This window comes from Chitinophaga arvensicola (assembly GCF_900110835.1).
Lineage (GTDB): Bacteria > Bacteroidota > Bacteroidia > Chitinophagales > Chitinophagaceae > Chitinophaga > Chitinophaga arvensicola.
On record NZ_FOJG01000002.1, the window covers coordinates 3,885,245 to 3,911,190 of the forward strand.

At 47.2% G+C, this 25,946-nt stretch carries 15 protein-coding genes; 11 read left to right on the forward strand and 4 right to left on the reverse strand.

What is annotated here, in order from left to right; genetic code table 11:
- Positions 1-5: 5 nt before the first annotated feature.
- The gene (locus BMW79_RS32770; RefSeq protein WP_089903706.1) at positions 6-3,185 is read right to left on the reverse strand and encodes a SusC/RagA family TonB-linked outer membrane protein; all 3,180 of its coding nucleotides are present in this window, start codon (positions 3,183-3,185) and stop codon (positions 6-8) included.
- A 445-nt stretch (positions 3,186-3,630) separates the two neighbouring features.
- On the opposite strand from BMW79_RS32770, the gene BMW79_RS32775 reads away from it, so the two are divergent.
- The 3 genes from BMW79_RS32775 (at position 3,631) to BMW79_RS32785 (ending at position 7,020) form a co-directional block, all read left to right on the forward strand.
- The gene (locus BMW79_RS32775; RefSeq protein WP_089903709.1) at positions 3,631-4,659 is read left to right on the forward strand and encodes an aldo/keto reductase; all 1,029 of its coding nucleotides are present in this window, start codon (positions 3,631-3,633) and stop codon (positions 4,657-4,659) included.
- Between the two features lie 62 nt (positions 4,660-4,721).
- Entirely contained in the window at positions 4,722-5,534 is an 813-nt protein-coding gene (locus BMW79_RS32780; protein ID WP_089904529.1) for a helix-turn-helix domain-containing protein, read from the forward strand.
- Between the two features lie 61 nt (positions 5,535-5,595).
- Positions 5,596-7,020, forward strand: a complete 1,425-nt coding sequence (locus tag BMW79_RS32785) for an alpha/beta hydrolase (RefSeq protein WP_089903712.1) — start codon at positions 5,596-5,598, stop codon at positions 7,018-7,020.
- 466 nt (positions 7,021-7,486) lie between these two features.
- Here the strand turns inward: BMW79_RS32785 and BMW79_RS32795 are convergent, their stop codons facing one another.
- Positions 7,487-8,608: a tetratricopeptide repeat protein gene (locus BMW79_RS32795; RefSeq protein ID WP_089903718.1), complete on the reverse strand. Its 1,122-nt coding sequence runs from the start codon at positions 8,606-8,608 to the stop codon at positions 7,487-7,489.
- A 143-nt stretch (positions 8,609-8,751) separates the two neighbouring features.
- Between BMW79_RS32795 and BMW79_RS32800 the strand changes: the two genes are divergently transcribed.
- The 6 genes from BMW79_RS32800 to BMW79_RS32825 all read left to right on the forward strand — a co-directional run bounded on the left by BMW79_RS32800 (position 8,752) and on the right by BMW79_RS32825 (position 17,577).
- Positions 8,752-9,486 carry a DUF4262 domain-containing protein gene (locus BMW79_RS32800; RefSeq protein ID WP_177192428.1) on the forward strand — a complete coding sequence of 245 codons (735 nt, stop codon included), beginning with the start codon at positions 8,752-8,754 and terminating at the stop codon, positions 9,484-9,486.
- Between the two features lie 159 nt (positions 9,487-9,645).
- Positions 9,646-10,803, forward strand: a complete 1,158-nt coding sequence (locus tag BMW79_RS32805; protein ID WP_143059322.1) for a hypothetical protein — start codon at positions 9,646-9,648, stop codon at positions 10,801-10,803.
- Positions 10,804-10,935: 132 nt separating this feature from the next.
- Positions 10,936-11,508 carry an RNA polymerase sigma-70 factor gene (locus BMW79_RS32810; protein ID WP_089903727.1) on the forward strand — a complete coding sequence of 191 codons (573 nt, stop codon included), beginning with the start codon at positions 10,936-10,938 and terminating at the stop codon, positions 11,506-11,508.
- A gap of 52 nt (positions 11,509-11,560) precedes the next feature.
- Positions 11,561-12,532, forward strand: a complete 972-nt coding sequence (locus BMW79_RS32815) for a FecR family protein (protein WP_089903730.1) — start codon at positions 11,561-11,563, stop codon at positions 12,530-12,532.
- A 171-nt stretch (positions 12,533-12,703) separates the two neighbouring features.
- Positions 12,704-16,168 carry a SusC/RagA family TonB-linked outer membrane protein gene (locus tag BMW79_RS32820; protein ID WP_089903732.1) on the forward strand — a complete coding sequence of 1,155 codons (3,465 nt, stop codon included), beginning with the start codon at positions 12,704-12,706 and terminating at the stop codon, positions 16,166-16,168.
- Between the two features lie 23 nt (positions 16,169-16,191).
- The gene (locus BMW79_RS32825) at positions 16,192-17,577 is read left to right on the forward strand and encodes a RagB/SusD family nutrient uptake outer membrane protein (protein ID WP_089903735.1); all 1,386 of its coding nucleotides are present in this window, start codon (positions 16,192-16,194) and stop codon (positions 17,575-17,577) included.
- 46 nt (positions 17,578-17,623) lie between these two features.
- Here BMW79_RS32825 and BMW79_RS32830 read toward each other — a convergent pair whose 3' ends face one another.
- Together BMW79_RS32830 and BMW79_RS32835 are read right to left on the reverse strand one after the other, a co-directional pair.
- Positions 17,624-18,370 (reverse strand): LytR/AlgR family response regulator transcription factor, encoded by a 747-nt coding sequence (locus BMW79_RS32830; RefSeq protein ID WP_089903736.1) that lies wholly within the window; start codon positions 18,368-18,370, stop codon positions 17,624-17,626.
- A gap of 4 nt (positions 18,371-18,374) precedes the next feature.
- A complete protein-coding gene (locus BMW79_RS32835; protein WP_089903739.1) occupies positions 18,375-20,279 on the reverse strand; it encodes a histidine kinase in 1,905 nt (634 codons plus the stop codon).
- A 567-nt stretch (positions 20,280-20,846) separates the two neighbouring features.
- Between BMW79_RS32835 and BMW79_RS32840 the strand changes: the two genes are divergently transcribed.
- Together BMW79_RS32840 and BMW79_RS32845 are read left to right on the forward strand one after the other, a co-directional pair.
- Positions 20,847-24,017 (forward strand): SusC/RagA family TonB-linked outer membrane protein, encoded by a 3,171-nt coding sequence (locus BMW79_RS32840; protein ID WP_177192429.1) that lies wholly within the window; start codon positions 20,847-20,849, stop codon positions 24,015-24,017.
- A 31-nt stretch (positions 24,018-24,048) separates the two neighbouring features.
- Positions 24,049-25,926 (forward strand): RagB/SusD family nutrient uptake outer membrane protein, encoded by a 1,878-nt coding sequence (locus BMW79_RS32845; RefSeq protein WP_089903745.1) that lies wholly within the window; start codon positions 24,049-24,051, stop codon positions 25,924-25,926.
- Positions 25,927-25,946 lie beyond the last annotated feature (20 nt).

Genomic DNA, 25,946 nt, shown 5'->3' on the forward strand with positions numbered 1-25,946 from the left:
ATTTTTTAGAAATTAACATTGACAGCAAAGGTGTAAATGCGTGTGAGCGGATAGCGGCCAAAATCAAGTCCTATGGCCTGATTACCGGAGCTGGCGTCTCTTCCTACATAGCCACCTACTTCCGGATCATAACCGGAGTAACCTGTGAGTGTAGCCAGATTTTGTGCGCCGAAAGTGAAGCGGGCGCCTCTGACTATTTTCTGTTTAGCGATCAATGCTGCCGGCAGGCTGTAAGAAATGGACACATTTTTCAGTCGCAGGAAAGAGCCGTCTTCCACATACTTATCAGTGATACGGCCATAGTTGCCGTTAGGGCCATTGGAGATGCGCGGGATATTGGTTTCGGGGTTAGACAATTTCACATTGCCATCTTCAGTTACCGGCTTCGCATATTCCATCGCTTCTACCATCATATTACGGCTGATATTGATCTGATTGGGATTGGAGTTAACCCTTTTCATGTAATTGTACACATCATTGCCATAGGTACCGGTAATGAGTAAACTTATATCAAATCCTTTCCAGGAGAAGCTATTGGTAAAACCTCCGAATACTTTGGGATAAGGGTTACCGATAAAGGTCATATCATTTACGTCGATGATACCGTCTGGTTTTCCGTCGGGACCGCTGATATCTTTGTATTTCACATCTCCCACCCAGATGTTATCCACATTGGTAGGGTAACGTTTGCCGGTATTATCTACCGGAACAGCACTTTTATTGATCTGATCTACGGAGGTGAATAATCCGTCTTCCTGGTATCCCATAAACAGCCAGGGGGCCTGCCCTACAATGGAACGTTGTGTCCAGTTATCGAGCCACCAGGAGGTGCGGTTAAGCATACCGGCCGCACTGCTGAACGCCAGGCTTTTTGTTTTAAACCCGGATAAGTTCAGGCTGGATTCCCATTTAAAATCTTTTGTCCGGATGTTGACAGTGTTAATGGTGAATGCCCATCCTTTATTTTCCAGGGAGCCTACATTCACGGTGGGAGCGCCTACTGCACCGGTACCGTTGGTCCCCATATACCAGGGCAGCGTAGCATCCATCAACAGATTGGTAGTATGTTTTACATAATAATCTGCTTCAATGGTAATCCGGTTGTTCAGCAAGCCGATATTAATACCCACGTTATCTGTTTGAGTAGATTCCCATTGTATAGAGGGATTAGAGTACCGGGATGGCAGGAAACCTGTACCGGTGGGCGTTGCAGCTGCCTGCATCGGGGAGTAGATGCCACCACCGCCACCGGGATTACCGGTAGTACCGGTTTCAAAACGAAGTTTAAGATCGCTGATAAAGGGTACATGAAAAAAGTGTTCCCGGGAGATGCGCCACGCTGCGGATACAGCAGGAAAAACGCCCCAGAGATTATCGTCACCGAAACTGGAAGAACCATCTCTTCTGATAGAAGCCGATAACAGGTACCGGTCGTCGTAGTTATAATTCAGCCTGCCAAAATAAGACTCCAACGCCCAATCACCCTGACCACCGCTATTGGTCGCATTGGCCGCATTACCTGCATTGAGGTCCAATACATCGTTGGTCAGAAATCCTTTCCTCCCACCGGATAAATTTTTCCAGTCACCGGCCTGCGCTTCGTGTCCTGCCATCAGGTTGATGTTGTGTTTGCCGAGCTGTTTGGAATATTCGATCAGCTGATTCCAGTTCCAGTAGGTATTTACACCGTTGGTGTTGGTCAGACTGGCCTGGTCATTTACCGCCCAGCCGATCTTATAGGTAGGCAGGTAATTCTCCGTATTTGAAAACCCGATATTGGTGTTGAAATTTGTTCTGATATAGAGATCTTTGAGCGGATTGATGCTGGCACCAATTCCTCCCAGCAACTGCCGTCTGACAGACCGGTTGATATTCAGATTGGCGATAGCAATAGGATTTACCGGCGTATAGATATTGGCGCCATTGGTAAGATCCCCGCCACCCCAGGTACCGTCCATGTTCTTTACCGGGATCTGTGGCGTAAGTGTGATGGCTGTGGAAATAATATTTTCCTGGCTGGTGGTCAGGTTCTCTTTTGTTTGGTTGAAGCTAAGGTTGGCATTCAGCGTAACCCAGGTGCGGGGCTTGTTATCGAGATTTAACCGGAAGCCATACCTGTCGAAACCAGACCCCAGGGCGATACCGTCCTGTTTCAGGTATTCCCCCGAAAGATAAAAGGTAGTTTTATCCGTACCACCGCTCAAACTCAGCTGGTGTTTACTCATAGGAGCATTCCTGAAGAGTTCTTTCTGCCAGTCAGTGCCTTTTCCCAGCAAAGAAGGATCTTTAAATTCCCCTTGTGTATTACCGCCGGCCAGCTGATGGTATTCATTCACCATTTGTGCATACTGGCGCAGGTCCATTACGGCTACATGCGGTGGCGGTGTCTGTAAATTATATTGAAAGGCGTAATCCATTTTTGTTTCGCCTGATTTTCCTCTTTTGGTGGTGATCATTAACACGCCGTTGGTGGCCCTGGAGCCAAACAAAGCGGTGGCGGAAGGGCCCTGCAATACTTCTATATTATCAATATCGGCAGGATTCAGTCCAGCGAGCGGATTGGAGGAACTGGTAGAGCCGAAAGCGACAGAAGATCCGGAAATCTGTACCCCATCAATCACATACAATGGCTCGTTGGTGCCATTGAGTGAGTTAACCCCCCGGATATTTACCGAAATGCCGCCACCGGGCTGGCCGGAGTTCTGGGTGATATATACACCGGCGGTACGGCCCTGTATGGCCTGTTCCAGCGTGGTATTCACCGTTCTGTCCATTTCTTTTGACGTTACAGTGGTTTGTGCGCTGGTGAGATTTGCGCGCTTGGCTTTACCATAAGCTACCACTACCAGTTCGTCCAGTTTACTGGAACTGGAGGACAGGCTGATGTGGATCACGGCATCGTCTCCAACCGTGACTTCCTTCGACTGGTAACTAAGATAGGTAACGACCAACACATCGCCTTTGGCAGCGTTGATGGTGAATTCACCCTGGACATTACTGAGCGCCATGGTTTTGGTGCCTTTTACGAGTACGGTGGCGCCGGGCAGCGGCTGTGATTCACCGGTAATCACTCCTTTAACAGTACGGGATTGACTGAATGCCGTCAGGGAGCAGCTGATCATTAACAATGAATAGCAGAGGAAAAAACAGCCTACCCGTCTTAACCAGTTTAGATTTTTTTTCATTGATGAATGATTTGAAGATGAGGTAATAAGTGTTTCATAACGTTTGTTTTTAGCATACTAACAGTTGTCTTCTGGTTGATATAGAAAGTGGAATTTGTAAAATGAAAGCCGGGAATTTTTCTATGAACACGCCTTTATAAAAAGTGGTATAGGCCATTTTCGCCATTCATAACGTCTGGAATCTGTACGGAAGCTATTGTACTTTCATTACAATCCATATCAGCTTTGATAACGATTATAACACAAATGTTAACCTGCCTCAACTAAATAAAAACCAATTACTTGTGCGGAAAATATTTAAAAAAATGGTAGGCTGTAGGGTCAGAAAAATACTACTATTGATAAATAAGTATTAACAATAGTAGTACCATGGGAAATGTTTTCCGACGATATTTGTTGTGTTTTTAACACCCTCCATATTTTCAACCAACAATTTATTCTTCTTATGAAGTACACGACCCTGGGAAATACCGGTCTTATTGTTTCCCGACTCTCTTTTGGTGCCATGACCTTTGGCAGCCATCCTTCTATGCCTACCATATATAAGGTATCGGAAGCAGAAGCCGGAAAAATGATTGATGCCTCACTGGATGCCGGCATCAACTTTTTTGATACTGCAGACGGTTATGCTGCCGGGCAATCGGAAGTGATGCTCGGTAAGTTGCTGAGTACGAAGCGGCATGATGTGGTGATTGCCTCTAAAGTGGGATTCCGTACCGGCACCCCGCTCACCCAATCAGGACTTTCCCGCCGGCATATCCTTTACTCCTGCGATCAGAGCCTGCAGCGACTCGGAACTGACTATATCGATCTGTACATCGTTCACCGCGAAGATCCGGTAACACCACTGGAAGAAACCCTTTCCACACTGGACGGGCTGGTAAAGAGTGGAAAAGTAAGGTACATCGGTTTCTCCAACTGGTCGGTCTGGAAATCTGCACTGGCGTGGCAGCTGCAACACGATAACGGTTGGGCTACTTTCTGCAACGGGCAAATGAATTACACCCTGGTGGGGCGCGATGTAGAACACGACATCGTTCCCTTTATGCAGCATGCCGGTATAGGCATGACCGTATGGGGACCATTGGCCGGCGGCTTCCTGAGCGGCAAATATACACGGGAAAACCTGCAGGATGCAGGCAACAGGCTTTCAGGTTTTGATGTGATCCCCTTCGACAAAGAAAAAGGATTTGTGCTGGTAGATAAGATGAAGGAAATTGCTGCGGTCCATGGGGCCACTGTGGCGCAAATCGCCATGGCATGGCTGCTCACTAAACCAGTGGTGTCGAGCGTATTGATTGGCGCCTCCAAAATGCAGCAACTGGAAGACAACCTGAAAGCCATCAATATTGAGCTTTCCGGGGATGAACTGTCTTTGCTGGATAATCTTACTGCACCTGCACCGCTCTACCCAAAATGGTTTAATCAGAACCTCGCGGATCAACTGCATGCAGGCGCCGGATTGTTGAAATGATCTTTCTTAAAATAATCCGGGCTTCCCGTCCGGATTATTTTAAAAGCTTTTATATTCACATCATGGTGGAAATTTTCAACGATATAAAAAAACTGTACACCTTTACTGCACCGCACCCAGCACTGGCTGACTATATCGAATTTTTCTCCGAAACATCCCTGGAAGCGATGCGTTACCATATCGGAACAGCAGCTTTTACAGTAAAACTATTTCCTAGCTACACGCCTACCATCTGGATAAACCTGGGTACGCCTTATCAACTGGTGAATGGTAAAAGCATTCAGATCATAGATGAATACACGGATATTTTATTGCTGAGAAATGAAATTATAGAAAGAAGGAATCTCCCGACAGATAATATTTTTACAGTAAAATTTACGCCCGGGGGTTTTGAAGCCATCTTTGGTTTTTCGCAGACAAAAATAGGCAGCGCTGTGATTCCCTTGCAGCAAATAATTCCGGCGACGATTATCCGGAAACTGAAAGGGTTGGGCGGACTGGAAGACAGGCAACAGCTGCTACAGGAACTATTCCTGGAAAAACTGGAACAACAGAAAAGAGCTGATCCTTTTTATCTGCAATGTATCAAAGACACCATGGACGCATTTTCCGGTTCCGGTATGGCCGCTGCCAACCACGAACTGGCGAAACAATTATTTATTTCCGATAAAAGTCTGTACCGGTACTTTACCCGGATAGTAGGCACCAGTCCTAAAAACTACCTGGCCATTACACGGGCCAGGATAGCACTGACAGCGTATGTTGCAAACGCTGACCTCTTCTCTCCTTATCAATATGGCTACTATGACCGCAGTCATTTTTATAAAGATGTGGTAAAGTTTACCGGCAGGAAACTATCCGCTTTCACCTCCTGATATTGTCCGTTTTTTACTTTCTCCCTGCCGCTGGCTGCTGTAACTTGTATAAAAAAATAACATGAAGCCGGCCATCATCGCATTGCTTGTTTTATTACTGATACCAGGCAGCGCTTTCGCGCAACAACCCTCGCCTCATATTGAGCCCTGCCCCTGCATGATGAAGGTAGATCCGGCATTACTGTCGCAATGTGGGTACCTGGTGGTACCTGAAAACCGGCAGCATCCTTCCACCAGGAGCATTAAAGTGCCGTTTGTATATGTCCGGAAACCTGGTGCAGATTCCAGTAAGCACGTCACGCTCTTTACTACCGGCGGCCCCGGCTACAGCACCATTGCCAACATCGACAGCATCGGAAAAAATTCCGGTTTCTTAGCCTATGGTGGGTTCATTGCCTTTGATCAGCGGGGCACCAAAAAATCCGTTCCCTGTCTGGATTGCCCGGAAGTATTAGCTGCAGACATCAGGGCATATAAAGAAAACCTGTCCAAAGACAGTCTGGAAGCCATCGCCGCAACACAGTGCAGAAAACGGCTGGTAGCACAAGGTATCGACCTGTCGGCTTACAATACGATAGAAAGCGCCGCCGACATTAATGACCTGCGGAAGCTGTTACACATCGACTCCTTAAATTTATTGGGAGTGTCCTATAGTGGTGGGTTAATGCTCACCGTTGCCCGCAATCATCCGGAGGCTGTCCGCTTAATGATCCTGAATTCGCCCCTGCCTGGTTATGTGCGTTATGAAGAAGAAGGACTGCTCAATATGAATGAAGCGCTGAACCAGGTGTTTGACAACTGTGAAAAAGATTCATCAGACCAAACATTATATGGAGGCCTGAGACAACGTTTCCATCAATACTTTACCGCTATTACCGGTAAAAGCTTTACCATTTCCTACCAGGGCAGGAATATAAGGTATACCAAAAACGAATTGCTGGATGCGTTATTTAATCACTTTAATGCCACCCAGCTGAAAACAGTGCCTATGGTAATGAATGATATGATCAACGGGCAACATACCGCTTATGTCAAAGAAATTCTGGACAATGTGTTTGAAGACAACCAGCCACTATCCCATGGTATGCGGTACTCCGTTTATTGCAGTGAGCAAATTGCGTATGCCGGTGAAGCAGTTGTAAAAAAACAGGCGGAACTGGTTCCGTGGCTGGCGCACTACGATTTTAACAATGTAAATCATACTCTCTGCCGTTGCTGGAACGTAACCGCAGAACCCGCTGTAGTAAAAACCCCGGTTTACTCCAACGTACCCACGTTGATTGCAGCAGGTGATGCAGATCCCTGGTGCCGTCCTTTTTATAATCAGTTTATTAAACGGTATATACCCAACAGTCAGCTGCTGGTGGTACACAATAAAGGTCATGTTCCCGGGTTAAAAGTAGATGGTGTAGATTTCATCAGCCTTTTTATGGAAGATCCCTATAAAAAAATAATATCGCCGGTGAAAGATGTATTGGTTGAATAACCGCTGCCGGGCCGTCCGGACTGCCGCCCCGGTTACTGAAATTTCGCTTATATTCATTCTCAAAACCCGGAACCGGTTTATGAATATTGGCCAGCAAATATTATTTTTTATCAGCATCCTGGGCGCCTTTAATGGCGTGGTGCTAAGTCTTTACCTGGCGCTGGGCAAGAAACGAAGATCAGTAGCGGCCATCTTTCAGAGGCACCTATAAAAAGAGCAGACACCTTACCACGGCGTTACTTATGCCATTCCTATATTTGACTACACGATCAGCGGCAGTCAGGTATTTACATTACCTGCGGCCATTACCTTGAACTATAACTTTGGAAAATCAACACATAAAAGCAGGTCGCGCGAAAAGAATGAAGAAGAAAACAGGGCTGTCATATAATCATCTGCCAGCTATAAAAAATAGTACAATTGGCCACACTTTGCTATTTTATTTACAGCAAGGCATGGCTGCCTGCTAACGCGTAGATGCTACCGGAGCATATTTCTTTTCCAGTATTTTAATAACGGCATCTTTCAGATGATCATATTTTGCATCGTCATTAAAACCAATACCATAATTAAAATGTGCTCCGCCTTTAGCACCACAGAGAATATATTTAGGGCCACCGAGTTGTATAGAAATAGGTGAATATTCTGTTTGTATACTGAAATCAACGTCTCCGTCTTTATCAACAATATAAAAAATCTGTTTGTTGAAAATTCTGGATTGTGGCCCTTCCTCATATCTTTCAAAAACCTGTATTAATTTGTCGTTCCATTTGAACTGGTCAAAGCAGAACATATCTTGCATATTATCTTTCAACTTACCCTGCTTATGGGCGTCGTACAGTTTGGTACGGTAAACAGCGGCCTTTTCATATGCTTTGTTGTGATAATATACCTGCATTAATTTGGCATATGCGTGATAATCTGTTGAATCGGCTGCGATCACGGAAAGAAATGCCTTCTCCGCTTTATCATAATTGCCTCTCAATCCCTCTACCTGTCCGATATTAAACCAGGACCTGGTATAGCCAGCGGATTCCGGGGAAAGTTTTGTGACGTTGCTGTACAGCGCTTCCAGCGCTTTATCTTCCTGGTGCAGATCAAAATATACCTGCGGAATCATCAGGAACGGACGTTCTTCGGCTCCTTTCTGTTTCGTTGCTTTGTGATAATTTTCCAGTGCCGAATCGTATAAATGAAGATTATAGTACGCATCTCCAAGGCCGCTATAATAATCCGCGTTTGCAGGATCCAAAGCAATGGCCGCTTTGAAACAGGCAATCGCCTTATCATATTCTTCCATGTAGTTAAGCGTACTTCCTTTGATATAATGCGCCTTCGGATCCTTCCCATCTTTTGCGATAGCGAGGTCCATGAACTTCAGGCAATTATTGTCGTCCTGTTTTATAAAATACGCGTACCCTACATAATACAATGCTTCTGCAGAGAGATTTGCGGAGGTAGCATACTGCTCAATAATGGCATCAAATTGCCGGTTATCGGTCAATGTTTTTAATTTACTGACAGTACTATCCTGCGCAAAGGCAGTAAAGCTCAATATTACCAGTACAAATGAGATGAATAATTTCATATAGGTAGTGTTGGGATCATACTAATATAGCTAAAAAGAGCACATACAAAAGTGATTAACAAAACTTTAGAACATTTCTGATAATAGGATAAGGAAAGCAGATATCTTAGTGTTGTCATTCATTTCAAATTAATTACCAGACATTGAGCCAGGAACATTGCGATCACGCCCCAATATCCAAAAAAGAAATACAAGATAAGATTGATCAGTATGGATGCTATATTATCGGCATTGAATCAGAGGACCACCTTCCCGGTTTTGCATATACGATTGGTTTAACACAGCAATTCAATCATCCGGAGATCATCTGCTTTGGTCTATCAACCGGGCTTTTAAAAGATATTTTGAATGATGCATGTGAGCTGATAAAAAATGGCCAGTCATTTCAGCCGGGTATTGATTATGATGACTTTCTGGAAGATTTTCCTCTACAATTTCTATCCGTTGATCAATCGTTTTTACCAGACTACTTTGGCATTGCCAATGCCTTCTACCACGCCAGTGAATATACAGCACTACAACTCGTATGGCCTGATAAACAAAGCCTGTTCCCCTGGGAAACGGGCTTCCATGCTGCGTGGAAATTTAAGCAACCACTTCTGGACAGAAATACTGATTTTAAGTTTTATGAAGAAAGAAATGTGGCGGTATTTACTACAAGTCATGTTTTGGCAGGTAAGCCTATCCTGTATGTTTATCACAATGAGGATGGAGCCTGGCAGTTTCATAGTGAGCAGGCACCCGATCTAAAAGACTCAAAACTCGTTTGTCTGGAAGAAATTACGCGCATCGATACCGGTGTAAATGAACTATTTGATTTACCCTTAGGTAAAAGTGCCTGGCGAGAGTCTGCCAATGATCCATGGGAATGGGAATAACGCTTTTCCAGCAATTGTCCGTAGCATTAAGCCCTTCATGATAAGATCATCCACGAATGCCACCTTTTATAACTCACAGAAAATGAGCCCCTCTCATATTAACTATTTTCACAAAGGCAGGAAAGGCTATATATTTAGTCCCTAATAAAATTTATTCCTTTGAGAAAGCTTCTTCCCATTTTGTTATCCGCAGCAGCCCTTTATGGTTGCTCCAAAGAGAAAGATAACACCGACAAATATGATCCCGGGCTTCGTGTTTTTGCTACCACTGCCAGAATTGCAGTAATTACTATTGATGGCGATGCGCTACAATTCCAGCTGGTAGGGGATCCTGACAAACTGAAAACATACAACGCAGCCCTTGAGGTAGAGAAAGACGGAAGTGTAATTCGTTACCCCATGACGAGCCGCAATCAGATACTCACACTCACCGGCCTTCCCAGGAAAGCGGCCTACAAAACCAGGCTATTATTATCCAGTGGCGCCGAAACCCAGGTAGCAGACTCGATAACAGCAATAACAGCATCTTACAGCATTGATTACAAGAAAATGTATAACGCTGGTACGCCTACCTGGACCAACTTTTTTAATGTCAAAAAAATGGTGGGTGTAGCTGATGGTACACAGGTGTTTTATGGAGAAGGATTTTCAAATCAGACCAATACAGCGGTATTGATTCCACCGGATGACCCGTCCACTCCCATCTACCTGAAAGTTACCACAGTGAACGATAATGAACTAAGCGTTAAATTTCCGGCAAACATGTTCCCCAATCCTCCATACGTGGATTTTAAGAACTATTACCTGAAAATCAATAACGAAATTCTCAGATCATCTGATGCCATTGTAAACTCTACACTGGATTCTGTTATGATGAAGGTCTGGAATAACGATATTATCCTTGATTCTGCCGTACACCGCCTTGCCGGCAGTAATAATGGCTGTATGTACATTAGCCTTAATGGACGGTTTCTCAATCAGAACCAGGGCGTTAGTCCCCGCTTTATTCAAGGTCTGCAGGCTATCCCCAGTAAAACAGAAGTAGAAATCTTCCAGGGAACAACATTCGTAACGGTGGTTGAAATTACCCAGGGGGCACACCAGGGATGCAACACCGGATTTGCAGTAAATGATAACCAGTTGGTAAGCGGTTCTCCGGGAGTGGAATCGATGCTGGCCTATAATGAAATTCATCAGATAGTAGCATATGCCCAGATACCCGCGGGTACCTATAATATGAATGTTAAATTCACACTGGACGATGGCTCCATCAAAAGAACCAACAAAATGACCTGTGTGGTAACAGCGCCTAAATAATTATAAAGCCAACTACCCGAACAGCCATAGAAGGACTTTCTATGGCTGTTTTTTTTGTCTTCTGTCAGGAAATAATCACGAATAGTTGGGCGAGAAAATGTATTTTTATCCGGAAGGCATGCATTTTCATTCATGGGGAATAAGGGCGCACATAGAGATCCGGACGACGCGACTTTGCTGGGAAAGCTGAAAGAAAACAGTGTAGAAGCATTTAACGCACTATATGACCGTTACTGGGCAACGGTATACAATGCTGCCTTTAAACGGCTCGGGGATGCCGATCCGGCCAAAGATATCACACAGGACTTCTTCCTCCAGTTATGGAACCGCCGGCAGGAACTACAGATCCTTCATTTACCCGCTTATATTCATACCGCTGTACGCAACCGCGTGCTGAATTTACTGGAGAGTCACCGGCAGTTTCTGCCCATGGAAAACCTGTTGTTACAGGAACCCGTAGCCGGAGAACATGCCGATGGGCTTATCCGTCGTAATGAATGGCTGCAACAATATAATGCGCTCGTTGATGCCTTGCCACCTGCCCGCCAGGAAATCTTCCGGCTGCGTTATACCGAGGGCGCCAGTTCCGAAGAAATTGCCCGGCAACTCAACATTTCCCGCAAAACGGTGCAAAACCAACTGGGCAAAGCCCTGGCGAAACTCCGCTCCTCGCTGGCCCAGTTACTGATGATCCTCTTTTCCTGAAAAATATTTTTACCTGGCGTGGGGCTTTTCTTTTTCCGGCTGTCTATAGATTATGGACCAGGAATATCTCCTCGAAATACTGAAAAAATACCGCCAGGGAATCACCACTGATGAAGAAGCGCAATTTCTGCTGCAGAGCTATGATGCGTTTGATGCCCAGCCGGATATAACTCCCATGCTCACCAGTGGGGAGCGCGAGCAATTAAAGCATCGTATCCACACAGGTATTCTTGAGCAGATTACACCCGTGCCGGCTGTGCACCACCGCATCATTCCGTGGCGCAGAATTGCCGCTGCTGTATTACTGGTGACAGGCCTCGCCGGCACAGCTTTCATCCTGTTTCAACAAAAGAAACCATTGCCGGCAACAATTGCCAGTCAAACAATAGTGCGACCAGAAAATGAGAATAACCTGATCGCCTTGCCCGATGGCAGCAGTGTATTGGTGAGTGCGGGTAGCAGCCTGCAATATCCGCCATCCTTTGAAGGCCTTCCGCGCCGGGAGGTATACCTGCAGGGGAAAGCACTGTTCACCGTAGAACAACGCCATAGTCAGCCTTTTATAGTAAATGCCGGCGGACTGCAAACCACCGTACTCGGTACCACCTTCGAAGTGGCCACACAACAAACAGGCGAAGTAAAAGTAACCGTGACCCGCGGGCGTGTAAGAGTAAATGATAAACGTCGTTCTTTAGGTGAATTGTCGGCCAATGAACAAATGGTATATGACAGCAGGGAAGGCGATGCACAGCACCTTCAGCTACCATCTTTGGCACCACCTGCCTGGCAGCAGGAAGATATGCTGTTTGATGATGTAACACTCAAACAGGCAGCACAGTTACTGGAAGACCGCTTTCATGTAACCATTGCGATAGCCAATGAACAGCTCCGCCAGCAGCGGTTCTCGACTATTGTATTGAAAAAGGAATCGCTATCACAGATTCTACACAGTATTTGCACCTTTCATAAAGCAGGTTATACCTTAGACAGTATCAAGCGATCTGTCATTATTTACAAGCCGTAAAACGCGGCACAACCAAAATCATTTACATGTACAGGAACAGCCAACCACCTTAAATAAAAAACCTCTGCGTGAGCAGAGGCCGTCGCCACGTGCAACTGCAAATTGCGCCATGGCGTCCCAGAGTCAAAAGCCCGCGCTAACGGGTCATTTTTCACCAGCAATCACTAATGTATGAAATTTTCTGCACTCGCGGCGGGAAGCAGGTTTGCTTTCCCTGCGCTGCCTTGTACACCTTTCCTGTATCGATGTATGCGTATCTCTTTGTTATCTTTTTTTCTGGTCGCACTTTCTGTACAACTGCTGACTGCCGCCGACGTAAAGGCGCAGCGGCTGGAGCAACTGTCTGTAGACGTATCGCTGCAAAATGCATCCCTGCTGGAAGCATTCAAACAGATAGAAGACCAGACCGCTTTCCGCTTTATGTACCGCAAATCGGACATCGGGCATATACGTCACCTGAACGTTGCAGCAGGAAAACAAAATCTCGCCGCAGTACTCGGACGCTTGTTGGCGCCGCATCATCTCTCCTTTCGCCAGGTAGACAACCGTATCCTGATACAAACAGCAGACGAGACCGCAACTCCGCCATCACTGCCGGCCGACAGCCTGCACCATATTTCCGGCCGCGTTACGGGCGATGACGGCAATCCTGTTATAGGCGCTACCGTCGTGGTGAAAGGCACATCCAAAGGCGCCATCACCAACGAAAACGGACAGTTCACCATTGCTGATATTCCGGAAGGAGCAACACTGACAGTGACCTCACTCGGCTACCGTCAGATAGAATTTCAGGTGAAAGACCGTGGCCCGCTGGCCCTACAGCTCCCTCTGCAAACCGGTGGCTCCCGCCTCAATGAAGTAATAGTGATTGGCTACGGCACACAACAAAAGCGCGAGCTGACCGGCTCCATCGGGAAAGTAGGCGCACTGAATGCTGAAGAGAATATGGTGAGTAATCCCATCTCCGCTTTACAGGGCCGTGTGGCAGGTCTGGCAGTGAGCAATACCGGCGCTGCTCCCGGTTCCATGCCCAACTTCACCATCCGTGGCGTGCAAACGGTGCAAAGCAACCTCACAGGTAGTGGCTCTAATCCACTGATTGTGGTAGACGGTCTTGTTATTGACGCCGGCCCGGAAGGGGCAAACGCCAACTTCAGTATGTTCAACCTCAACCCGCAGGACATCGCATCTATCGAAGTACTGAAAGATGCCGCATCATCCGCGATCTACGGTGCACGCGGCGCACAGGGAGTAATTATGATCACAACGAAGAAAGGCAACTTCGGCGCCAGACCAACCGTGACCATCAACGCCTACACCGGCGCAAACTCCTCTCATTTCAGCTATCGCCCCCTCAACAATGCAGAATATAGCATGATGTTCAGTGAAGCACGGCAGAACCGGATCAATGATATAAAAGGAAAACTCACAGGCACCGTACCTCCATCTGAAGAAGCACGCCTGCGCCAGGAAATGGCCATGCTCGGCCTGCAGATAGAAGAGATGCAGATGGGCAACAGTGATATCAACTGGCTCAACAAAGTAGTTCCCCGCAATGCTGCCCTCAGCAATATCCAGGCGAGTGTAAGCGGCGGTAGCAATCAAACCAGTTACTACCTCTCTTTCGGCAAATACAGTGAAAACAATGCTACTGGTACGGGTAGGCTTGACCGTTATTCCGCCAAGCTGGCCCTGACGCAAAAAGTGAACCGCTGGCTCAAGGCTGGTGCCGATTTCAGCATCTCAAAAGTAAAAAACGACGGCATTTCCAGCGCCATCGGTGATGCTATCAGCGCACGCCCCGATACACCCGATTCCATCAAGCTGCTGGAAAATGGCACCTGGGATTACTGGTACGGCTACCAGCCGCATCCCCTCGGTATTCTGAACGGCTATTATAAAAATGAAAAAGACAACTGGAACTATACCGGTAACGTATTCGCAGAAGCCACCATCAACAAAAATTTCTCCTTCCGCTCCATGGTGGCCGGTTCCCGCAGTGAAAGCATACAGGCCAATTTCGCCTCGCCTTTCAGCTACAACGGCCTGGGCACAAAAGGCGACTACATGGAGAATGGTAACAGCGGGATCCGTTATACGCTGAACAATGTACTGACCTACCGCTTCGGCTATAGCCAGCTGAAGTCGGACGTAGTAGTGGGCCAGGAATTTACCGGCAATCAATACCGCACCACGGCCATGAACCTGCAAGGTTTCCCGTTAATAGAAGGACTCTGGAAACCAGGCAACGCTTCTGTAGCCACCAATTTCTACAACAGCGGTAACCGTTTTTATGAAGAATATTCCGAATCCTATTTCCTGCGCTCCAATATGAGCTGGGCCGGCAAATACTTGCTGAGTCTCAGTTTAAGACGAGACGGCAGCAGCAAACTGGAAAACAACCGGCATGCCTGGTTCCCGGCAATCTCGGGCGGATGGATCGTTTCCGATGAATCATTTCTCCGGGGTAACCATCTGCTGAGTTATTTAAAAGTACGCAGCAGCTTTGGTATCACTGGTAACATCCGCCCGATCGGATTGTATGATACCCGCGACCTGGTCAACAGTGCGCTGTATCTCAACCAGCCGGCACTACGCTTCAATACTACACTGGGTAATCCCGATCTGAAATGGGAACGGACACGCCAGCACGACATCGGCCTGGAAACCCGCTTCTTCGACGACCGCCTGTCTGTCACAGCAGAGTATTACATGAAGAAAACGGATAACCTGCTTTCCAGTCGCCAGATCCCCTTCTCCAGCGGTGGCTTTATATCACAGCGGGTGAATGTGGGCGCCATGACCAACCAAGGCGTAGACCTTTCCGTAGGACTTTCTAGTCGCCCGGGTACTGCCTTCCGCTGGGAAGTAACAGCGGTGGCAAACATCAACCGTAACCGTGTCACTGAACTACGCGACAGCACCATGGGGTATGGCGTTTACTTCCCGGGAAGCCCTTCAGGCGTCATGCGTATCGGTCAGCCACTGGGTTTGCTGCAATTGTATAATTCAAAAGGAGTAGATCCACAGACCGGCGATATGATATATGAAGATCGCAACAAAGATGGGATCATCAACCAGGAGGATATGATCTATGTGCCTATCGCGCAACCTAAAATCACCGGTGGTTTCAACGTAGACTTAGGCTGGAAAGGCTTTAGCCTTAACACCCAACTCGCCTTCAACCTGGGCAACAAGATCTATAACTTCAGTGAGCAGCGTTACCGCAGCTATGATTATGATCTCTATACCGGCGTGATGAACAATAAACCCAGCTGGGTACTGGAGCGCTGGCAGCAACCGGGCGACAAAAGCCGCTATCCACGTGCGATTACGGGTGTACATGGCGCAGGGCAAACAACCGACTGGAACATTATGCCTTCCACGCAGTATCTATACAGTGGTTCTTACCTCCGCTGCCGTAACGTGACACTCGCTTACAACCTGCCTGCCACCTTAACCGGTAAAGCAGGAATACAACAGGTACGGGTATACGCTGCTACGCAAAATCTTTTTACCATCAAAGATAAACGCCTGAATGCCGACGACCCGGAACAAGCGCTGGAATCAGGTTTGCAGCAAGACGTTGCGCCACTGCCACGCGCATTTTCATTTGGTATTGATTTCCGGTTCTGATTCACCTTTAAACGAGAAAACACATGCTACATTCGTATAAAAAAATACTTGCTGTTATATGTCTTACCGGCCTTATGGGCTGCGGCAAATACCTGGACCGGCCTTCTCCGGATCAGGCAATTGGCAAAGGACAAATCAGTGACAAGGATCTTCCCCTGCTGCTGAAAGGCGCTTACCTGAGCATGGCCGGCACCTGGCCGCCACAGTCGTACCCGATGACAGACATCTACAGCGATGATATCATCTCTTTGCAGGGCGGCAATCCTGCCCAATACAATCCACAGGCTTATGAAGCCTGTAATCCTTCTCCGGCAGATGGGTTTGGCATCGGCCGTTACTATCAGGCGGCCTATACCGCCATTGGCAATGCAAATTTTATCATCACCATGATAGGTGACAATCCTGCCTCTGCACAGCTGAAACAGTTGCTGGGAGAAGCCCTCACGGTGCGTGCGCATTCCTACCTGATGCTTGCTGATATATTAGGAGGCGTAGTACTCATGACCAGCGTGGAAACGGATAATGCCCTCATTCGCCGCCCTAAAAGCAGTGAAACTGAAGTGCTGGATGCAGTGGAAAAAGACCTGCAGACGGCTATTCCTTTACTGGCAGACTTCTCCACACCAGGCGCCGTATCCAGGCAAGCAGCAGAGTTGCTCCTGGCAAGAGTTTCATTGCAGCGGAGCAAATATCCCCGGGCAAAAGAACTGGCCGAAAATGTGATCGGCGCGGGGAAAAACAGTCTTTCCAAAAATACCTATTCTTCTATCTTCCTATATAATTCGCCAACAACAGAAATGATCTGGCGCATGGCGGATGGCCCCATGCCCTCCGCGTACGACCGTTACGGATTATTTTCATTCTACAGTCCATCAGCGCCTTTTCGCGGCAATGGCTCCGGTCTTACCTGGATAGATGAAACCCTGGCCGATTCTTATGAAGCCAATGACACCCGCCGCCAGGTGCTGCGCAAACAGCGCAACAATGCTACCGGCCAGGAAGTAACTTACATGCTGAAATATTCTACAGATACCTTACAGCCCGCATCTGCCGTATATGTGATCTATCCGCTGCTCCGCATCAGCGAAGCGTACCTGATTTCAGCAGAGGCAGCTGCCAGGCAAAATGTAGTGGAAACAACCCGTTACAACGAGTTGCGTACCGCCCGTAATGCCAGTGTGAAATTACCTGGCGATTTTGCCAGTCCGGCCGCATTCCTGGAAGAACTGGAAAAAGAACGTCGCCGCGAACTCTTGGGTGAAGGACGCCGCTGGCAGGATATGAAACGCTTCGGAAAAGCCTTGCCCTTCCTGACATCCAAAGGTCAGAACAACACCCGGCTTTATTTTCCTTTTACAAATACGGAACTGTTGAGAAATCCTCAACTGAAGCAAAATGAGGGGTACTAAATAAGCATTGTAAAAAGGCCCTGCAAATTGCAGGGCCTTTTTTAATTCAGGAAATATTCTCCAGGTATTTTAATACTTCTTCTTTCTTTCTGCTGGAAACAGGAATCTGTTCATCATTCTGCATCTGCAACAGCCCTTCCCGGTAATACTTTTTTACGTACTGGAAATTAACCAGGTACGACTGATGACACCTGATAAAGCCAAACGGAATGAGAATACTCTCGTATTCTATCAACCCCTTTGATACCAGCATCTCCCGTTTATCCTTCATATAAAAAGTGGTATATCCTTTATCACTTCTGCAATACATGATATCTTCTATGGACACAATTTCCATGTATTCCACCCGTTTCAGCGCAATACGTTTGGTAGTGGCAGCGCCTTGTCCCGCATAATGCTGACGGGCGATTTCCAGCTGTTGCTTATCAAACTGCTCCTGCTCGCGGTGCTGATGACATTTGTTCAGCATGGCGGCCAGCGCCACTTCATCGATCGGTTTCAACAAATAGCCGAAAGCGCCCATATTGAGCGCCTGTATAGCATACTGATCGTAAGCCGTCAGAAAAATCACCTGGTAATCGTTATTGCCTATTTCATGAAACAACCGAAAACTATCCCCATCTTTCAGCCTGATATCGGCCAGGATAATATCGGGTTTCAATGCAGGAATTTCCTTTGCCGCTTTCGCTATTTCCGCAGCATGCCCTAATACCTGCACATAAGGAATTTCCTGAACTACCTGCAGGAGATGTTGCAGGATACGTACTTCATCTTCAAGGATATATAATTTCATGATGTTAATCTTTTATTTCGGGGATAACAATATGTATGATCACACCTTGTCCATTGCTATCCTTTTTATCTGCAATTTCATATTTCGCTTCCTGGCCCTGCGACTTAAAAAGCACTTCCAGCCGCTCTTTCAGGATGGTCCCTGCCAGGGATTGTTTCTTCTGCTCATTGGGTTCCTTTGCCGTCAACCCTTTACCATTGTCTTCTACGGTGATGAACATCTGGCCATTCTTTACCGCAAAAGAGATCGTCAGCACACCTTTATAATTAATATTCCGGAAGCCATGCTCTATGGCGTTTTCCACAAAAGGCTGTATCAGCATCGGAGGTATCAGGGTATTTTCCGGGTAAAGTTGTTTATCCACATGGATCCAGTAATCAAAAAGGCCGGCGAAACGCATCTGGTTGAGTTGCAGGTAATGTTCCAGCGTAACGATTTCTTCGTCCAGTCCGATGAAGTCCCGGCGGCTCTGTTCCAGCACATTCCGCAATAACCCTGAAAAAGCCGACAGGTAACGTACCGATTCCCTGGTATCTCCGGAAGCAATCAGGCTTTGCAGGTTAGCGATAGAATTAAAGATAAAATGCGGATTTAATTGCGCCTGCAGCAGTTTTTGCTCCATGTTCAACCGCTTGTTCTCCGACTGCAACAGCCTGTTCTTTTCTTTCAGGCGGTATTGGCGGTGCATAAAGTAAAAAAACAACAATGCTCCCACAAATACCACCAGGCCCATTACCAGCATCCATCGCTGCTGCCTGATCACTTTCTCATTCAGCTCATTCCGGTTACTCAGCTCTTCAATATTCCGGTCCTTTTTCTCCGTTTCATACCGCTCATGTATCTCGGCAAATTTAACGGCCTCTATTCTTTTTATATTATTGATTTCGGTTTGATAGGCAGATTCAGCCACCTTCAAAGCTTCAACATATTCGCCATTCTTTTTTAATGCTTCGATCAGTCCTTTAAAATAAACAGGGCTCTTTTTTCCCGGTGCATTCTTCTGGGCAAAGCTGATGGCCTCCCGGTAATACCGGATGGCGGAATCGAGCTGGCGGTTACGAAGAAAACTGGTCGCCATATTATTATAGGCGATATCATTGAGGTTATTCGTTCTTGCCAGGTAGCTGAAATAAATCTTGCTGCTGGCCAGGGCTTTTTCGTTTTGTCCCTGCCGGGAAAAGATCTGCGCCTCATTATCGTAGGTGCGGGCAATGGCAAGGCTGTCGTGGATCTGCCGGGCAAAGTTCCTGGCCTCCACGTTCGACAGCATCATTTTATCAAAGTCGTTCAGCCTGGACGATAACAGGAAGGAAATATCGTAATGCCGCTGCATTACCACCGGATGTAATCTATAAGGATGATGCGTGTAATAACGCTCTGCATATTCCAGTGATTCATTGGCGTTTTCGTTCTGATAATACGCCTTGGCCATCAGGTCATACAGCTGGTAAGTGATTTTACTTTGAAGACGCTCGGCCGTTTTCATGGTGGAGAGGATCTGGCTCATCAACTCACCTTCTACCGTCATCCCGTTGCGGATACGCTGATCCAGGATGCTGTAACTTTTCAGCAGTTCCACCTCACTATCCCCTGTCATTTGCTGGAATTGCCTCACAGCGCTATCTCCCAGCTTCTGCTGGCTGAGTCTTTTTCCCCGGAAGAAGTGATAAAACGGGTTCGTACTGCTGTCCGGCACATGCCGCAACAGGCTGTCTTCCCTTAAAATCGCTTCCTTATATTCAGGTGATGTTAAGGTATCTAAAGAAATAATCAGCGACAGGTAATCCCTTTGGGGAATTGTATCAATCGTATTTTGTTGCCCTTTTTGAGAGGCCCCTTGCTGCTTACAGGAAACAATACAGAAAAGGACGATCATCCCAAACAGGACAGCTGTCGTTCTTAGATTCATGCGTATAAAATATTAGCCCTCGGATAAACAAACATCTTCCCGGCCCGGAAAGATGCGGAAATATTTCCTAAATGTATCCATTGATATTATAATGAAAGCACCCGGATAAATATTCGGTGATTTTCGACCGATATCCGTGGGAGTTGAGCAGATGTTTAGAAAATCCGGCGCCGGATTCTATTAAAACTATCTACAGCATTGCATTTGAAAGACCAGCCTGACAGTTGATCTTTTCTTGTAAGTCAGCACTTTCCGTATCTTCCGGGGCATTTATAATACATGTCCAATCAAATGGTTTACAACAAGTTAAAACTTTAATCGCACTTTGTTTGCAGTTTGCTCCGGCTTTTGAGGCGTTTTAATTTGGGTCCTCCCTCCTCTCCATGATATTTTAGCGTCAACGATTTTATCCCGTTCATCTGATTATTCTACGTATATGAAAAAGCTGATTTTGTCATGCCTTATCAGGCGATCTACGACCAAAAAAGCCAGCGATGGCTGTCTTGTCCCTACCTATTACAATCACCTGGTTTTTAATCAAAACAAATTATTCCAAAGCGTATGAAAATGCATAAGTTCTTAAGCATTGTACTGCTCATGCTGACATTTTTCGCAAGAGCACAGCAGCCTGCGGCACAAGGCATTGTGATAAAAGGCGTTGTTGTTTCAGAGCAGCATGAACCCGTGCCGGGCGCCTCCATTCTCGAAGCAGGCACCTCCAACGGCGTAGCTACTGACCAGCAGGGGCGGTTTTCCATTACACTCAGCAAACTACCTGCTACCCTGACCGTCCGCAATGTAGGTTTTGATCCCCGCAGCATTGCAGTAAATGGTCCGCAAAATGCTCTCCGGATCATACTCACCTCCACTTCGCAGCAACTGCGCGACATCGTGGTAATCGGTTACAGTGCGCAGAAAAAAGCGAATCTCTTAGGCGCCGTATCTTCCGTAGACACCAAAGAACTGTCAAAAATGGCGGTTACCGGCGTAGGTAGCCTGCTGCAAGGCCGTGCCGCCGGTGTACAGGTGACCAGCGCCAGCGGCGATCCCCGTTCTACCGGCACCGTAGTGATCAGGGGCGTGGGAAATATACGGGGCATGTCTCCCCTATATGTGATCGATGGCGTACCCGCTATTGGCAACACCGGCTTTAATATGAATCCACGTGATATTGAAAATATCCAGGTACTCCGCGATGCCTCGTCTGCCGCTATTTATGGCGCCAGGGCGGCCGGTGGCGTGATCCTCATCACCACGAAAAAAGGTTCCCGCAAGGAAAGAACGAATGTGGATATTTCGCTGAACCAGGGATTCTCACAGGGCACCTTCCTCCCCAAATTATTAGGCACATCCGACTATAAAAAGGCCTGGGCCGCCATCACCCCTGCTGCCAGCGGCTGGGATGAATCTGTGAATACCGACTGGGTGAAGTATTTATACCGCACCGGAAAAGAGCAGAACTATAATGCCTCCGTGAGCGGTGGCAGTGAAAAGCAAAACTACTATGTATCTGCCGGTTACCGGCGTGTAGACGGTATCGTTACCAACTCCTGGTCTGAAAGATACAGTCTGCGCGTAAACAGCGATTACGACCTCGGCAAAAGAGTAAAGATCGGCCAGCGTTTGAACCTCTACTCCTATTCAGACAATCCGCCCGTGATCACCGGCAATGCCTCCAATGCCTATGCCCTGCCTTTAAGATCATCTCCTATGATGCGTCCTAAAAATGACGATGGATCCTGGGGAGGACTGCCTTCCGCGGGCAACTACAACGGCGGCAACTGGGCAGCTTTTGTGAATACCATCAACAGAAGATTCAATTCCCTGGAAACAGAAGGTAACCTTTATATAGATGTTGAACCGGTAACGGACCTGCATATACGTGCTACCGGCGGCGGTAACTTCTCTTCCAGCATGGCGCGCCAGTTTGAAGGCAAATGGTTTGTTTCCGGCCAGATTAACCAGCCACAGGATAATCTCAGGAAGCAAAGCAGCATGGCGATGGCCTATGTAGGCAATCTCGTGGCCTCCTACAGTAAGAAGCTGGGCGATCATGAAATCAAAGCACTGGTGGGAACTGAAGGAAGAAGATCATCTTCTGATGACCTCTCCGGATCCATCTATGCCATTAACTCAGCTTATTCCGTACCTGTTATTTCCGATGCGTTCCCGGTTGGCTTCTCTGAGTCATCCGCCCTGAGCAATGTACCCGGCAATACCAGCGGACGCTCTACAGATATGAACTATGGCATTTCACGGATGCTCAGTTATTTCGGTAAAGTAAACTACAGCTATAAAAACAAATACCTGTTTGAAGCAAATCTCCGCCAGGACATCAGCGACCGCTTTGCACCCAGCTACAGAACCGGCAACTTTCCATCCGCCGCTGCCGGCTGGAGATTGACAGAAGAAGGCTTTCTAAAAAATAAACTCCCGGTATTATCTGATCTCAAACTGCGCGCTTCATATGGGAGTCTTGGTAACGACGGTGTAGGCAGCTATGTATACATTCCATCCCTTGCGAACTATGATAAAACACAATTCAACGAGCTCCCCGGAACAGGCGCTGTAAGCGGCTGGGGAATAGGACGCGTGGCCAATCAGAGCATCCACTGGGAAACCGTTACCACCTCCAACATCGGTATAGACGCAGGCCTGTTCAATAACAGATTAAATGTTACCCTCGACTATTACATCCGCGACACAAAGGATATGCTGTACCAGCGCAGCCTTCCGGTGAGCACCGGTATGGTCAACGGACACAATGCCTCCGACGCTTACGTGCTGGATATGAACCTGGGAAAAATGAGGAACACCGGTGTTGAGATTACCCTGAATTACAAAGAAAACTTTGGAAAACTCGGTGTGAATGTTGGATTTAATGCCGCCTTTAACCGCAACAGGATCTTATCATTCGGAGGAGAAAAATTACCGATAGATGCCGGCACGGCAGGTGAATACCTGTCAGGCGCCGTTGCACGGACCCAACTGAATTCTCCGATTTCTCAATTCTTCGGATTTAAAACAAAAGGACTGATACCAGACCAGAAAACAATGGACGAACTGAATGCGAAAGCACAGGCCAAAGGCAATGCTTACTGGTATGCCAGCGGTTCCGGTCCCGGCGACATCTGGTATGAAGACCTGAACGGAGACGGTACCATCAACGACCAGGACAGAACCATCATCGGTAATCCGCTTCCTAAAATGACCTATGGCTTTAACATTGGCCTTACCTATGGCGGATTTGATCTCACTGCTTTCTTTAACGGTGTGTATGGAAATGATATTTACAATGGTATGGATGGTTACTACCAGAGTATCTATAACGATTTCAATACTACTTCCCATGTATTCAACAGCTCCTTTATGTATGGCAACGGTCTTACCGGCCAGCCACGATTTGGATACATGAATGGCAACGCCTTCCAGTACGATCCCAATGGCAACTATAAAAGGATTTCTGATTACCATATACAGAAAGGCTCCTTCCTGCGTCTGCAGAACCTGCAGATTGGCTACAACCTCCCTCAGAAGGCATTGGACCGCCTGAAAATAAGACAGCTCCGGGTGTATTACAGCGGTCAGAATTTATTTGTGATCAGCAAAGCAAAATATGTAGATCCGGAAGCTGGTTTCGCCGGGGCCAACTCCAGCGCACTCGCTCAGGGAATTATTTCTGCGGAAGTATATCCGAAAACCAGGCTGCATTCATTCGGAATTGAATTCGGATTCTAATCCATTCTCGTAAACAGAAAAACTACTAGTAATGAAACGTACCATCATAAAACTTTCTTTCATCCTGGGTTTAGGCATCTCGCTTTTCGGATGTAAGAAAAATTTTGTTGACGAATCCAAACCCTACAACGTCCTGAATCCGGACATCTTCCCGGAAACCATGGACCAGGTAGATTATTTCCTCAACTCTCCTTATGCCAATATTCACAGCGTGGAACTGTTTGGATTTTCAGGATTGGGCAGGTTCTTTTATAATATAGATCATACGGGAGATGTGGCATGGCTGGGTACCAGCGAATGGAACGATCTCCAGATGCTTCGCGTCAACTCCGGCAACAGCTATGCCGGCGCGCAGTGGCGGGGTTTATACAGAGGCGTGCAACAGGCAAGAACGTTCATCGATCAGATCGTTCCCAATTTTAAGAAAAAGAAAGGAAGTAGTTTATCTGCCGCCGATACCCTGGCTTTAAGATACAAACTCGGTGAGGCTTACTACCTGCGTGCCTGGCATTATTACTTCCTGATGAATTTATATGCACAGGAAGTAGTGGTAAAAGCCAATGGGGATAACACAAAACCCGGTGTAATCCTGTTTACTTCGGATATCAAAATCGGTGACCGTACCGATGAAATGCGTCCTCGTAGTACCGTAAAACAATGCTGGGACTACGTGATAGCGGACCTAAAAAATGCCATGGCTAATTTAACAGAACCTTCCACCGGTGTAAAGAAAACCTGGGCGGGCGCAGGTAAAGGCCGGATCGACTACTATGCTGCGGAAGCGTTGCTGGGTCGCGCACTGATGTACGAAGAACGCTGGAGTGAAGCCCGCGATGCGTTTGTGGATATCGTTCAAAACTCCGGAAAATCGCTGATGAATTTCCAGGATTATAATAACATGTGGAATGGCAATCCCCAGTATGCCAATAACGAAAACAATAATACAGAAGCGCTGCACCAGATCACGATTGTGAGGTCCGGCGACAATGCCATGGCCGGCCCATCAACAGCGTCAGCTGTCAGCCTGATCTTTACGCCGTTCTATGACAATGGCACACCTGGTGGTGCGACTCCCGGCTATGGCAATATGTATATCCACGACCGGAACCTGGGCCGTTTTGGATTTCCGCAGCAATACTATCCTGTTATGAAAGGCCTCGGCACTCCAGGCCGCACCGTAGAAGCCTCTTATGTAGATTCCTGCCGCCATATGAAAACACTGAAACGTTATGGCACAGATCCGGATCCACGCTTATGGGTATGCGCGTATCAGCCTTGGGTAGACACCGTGATGAACAGCAATGCAAAAGTGGCGATACTACCTTATGGCGCAGGCGCTGAAACCGAGTACCAGCTCAATGCGCCGCAGGCGGCCAATACCATCAAGCACGGATGGACACTTCGCAAATTCAACCTGTATGATGTGCAGGCCAGCCAGAATCCACGTATGCATGGTGCTGATTTCTATTTCACCCGTTTACCGGAAATATATCTTAACCTGGCAGAATGCTACTGGAAACTGAGTGGCAATAACACCGATGCGAACGCACTGGATTATATCAACCGGGTACACCGCAGAGCCTGGGATCAGACGGGCGTAGATTATAATACCGTGGCTGCCGGCACAAAAATCACCAAAGCACAACTCCATCCCAATAGCACGGATGCCTCATTCCAGGACCAACTGGCATTGAATGCACTCTATTATGAAACCTGGGCGGAAACATTCGGAGAAGCTAAATGGTGGTTCAACGTAAGAAGATGGGGCCTCGGACCCAATGAAGCAAAAGTATATGAAAAAAGCAGGGCCGGTGCTATCACGTGGAACTCCGAAGATCAGTACGCGTTACCCATTTTACAGACAGAGATAGACAGGAATGTCAATTGCGTGCAGAACAAAGGTTACTAGCAAATATATCATAACTGCCA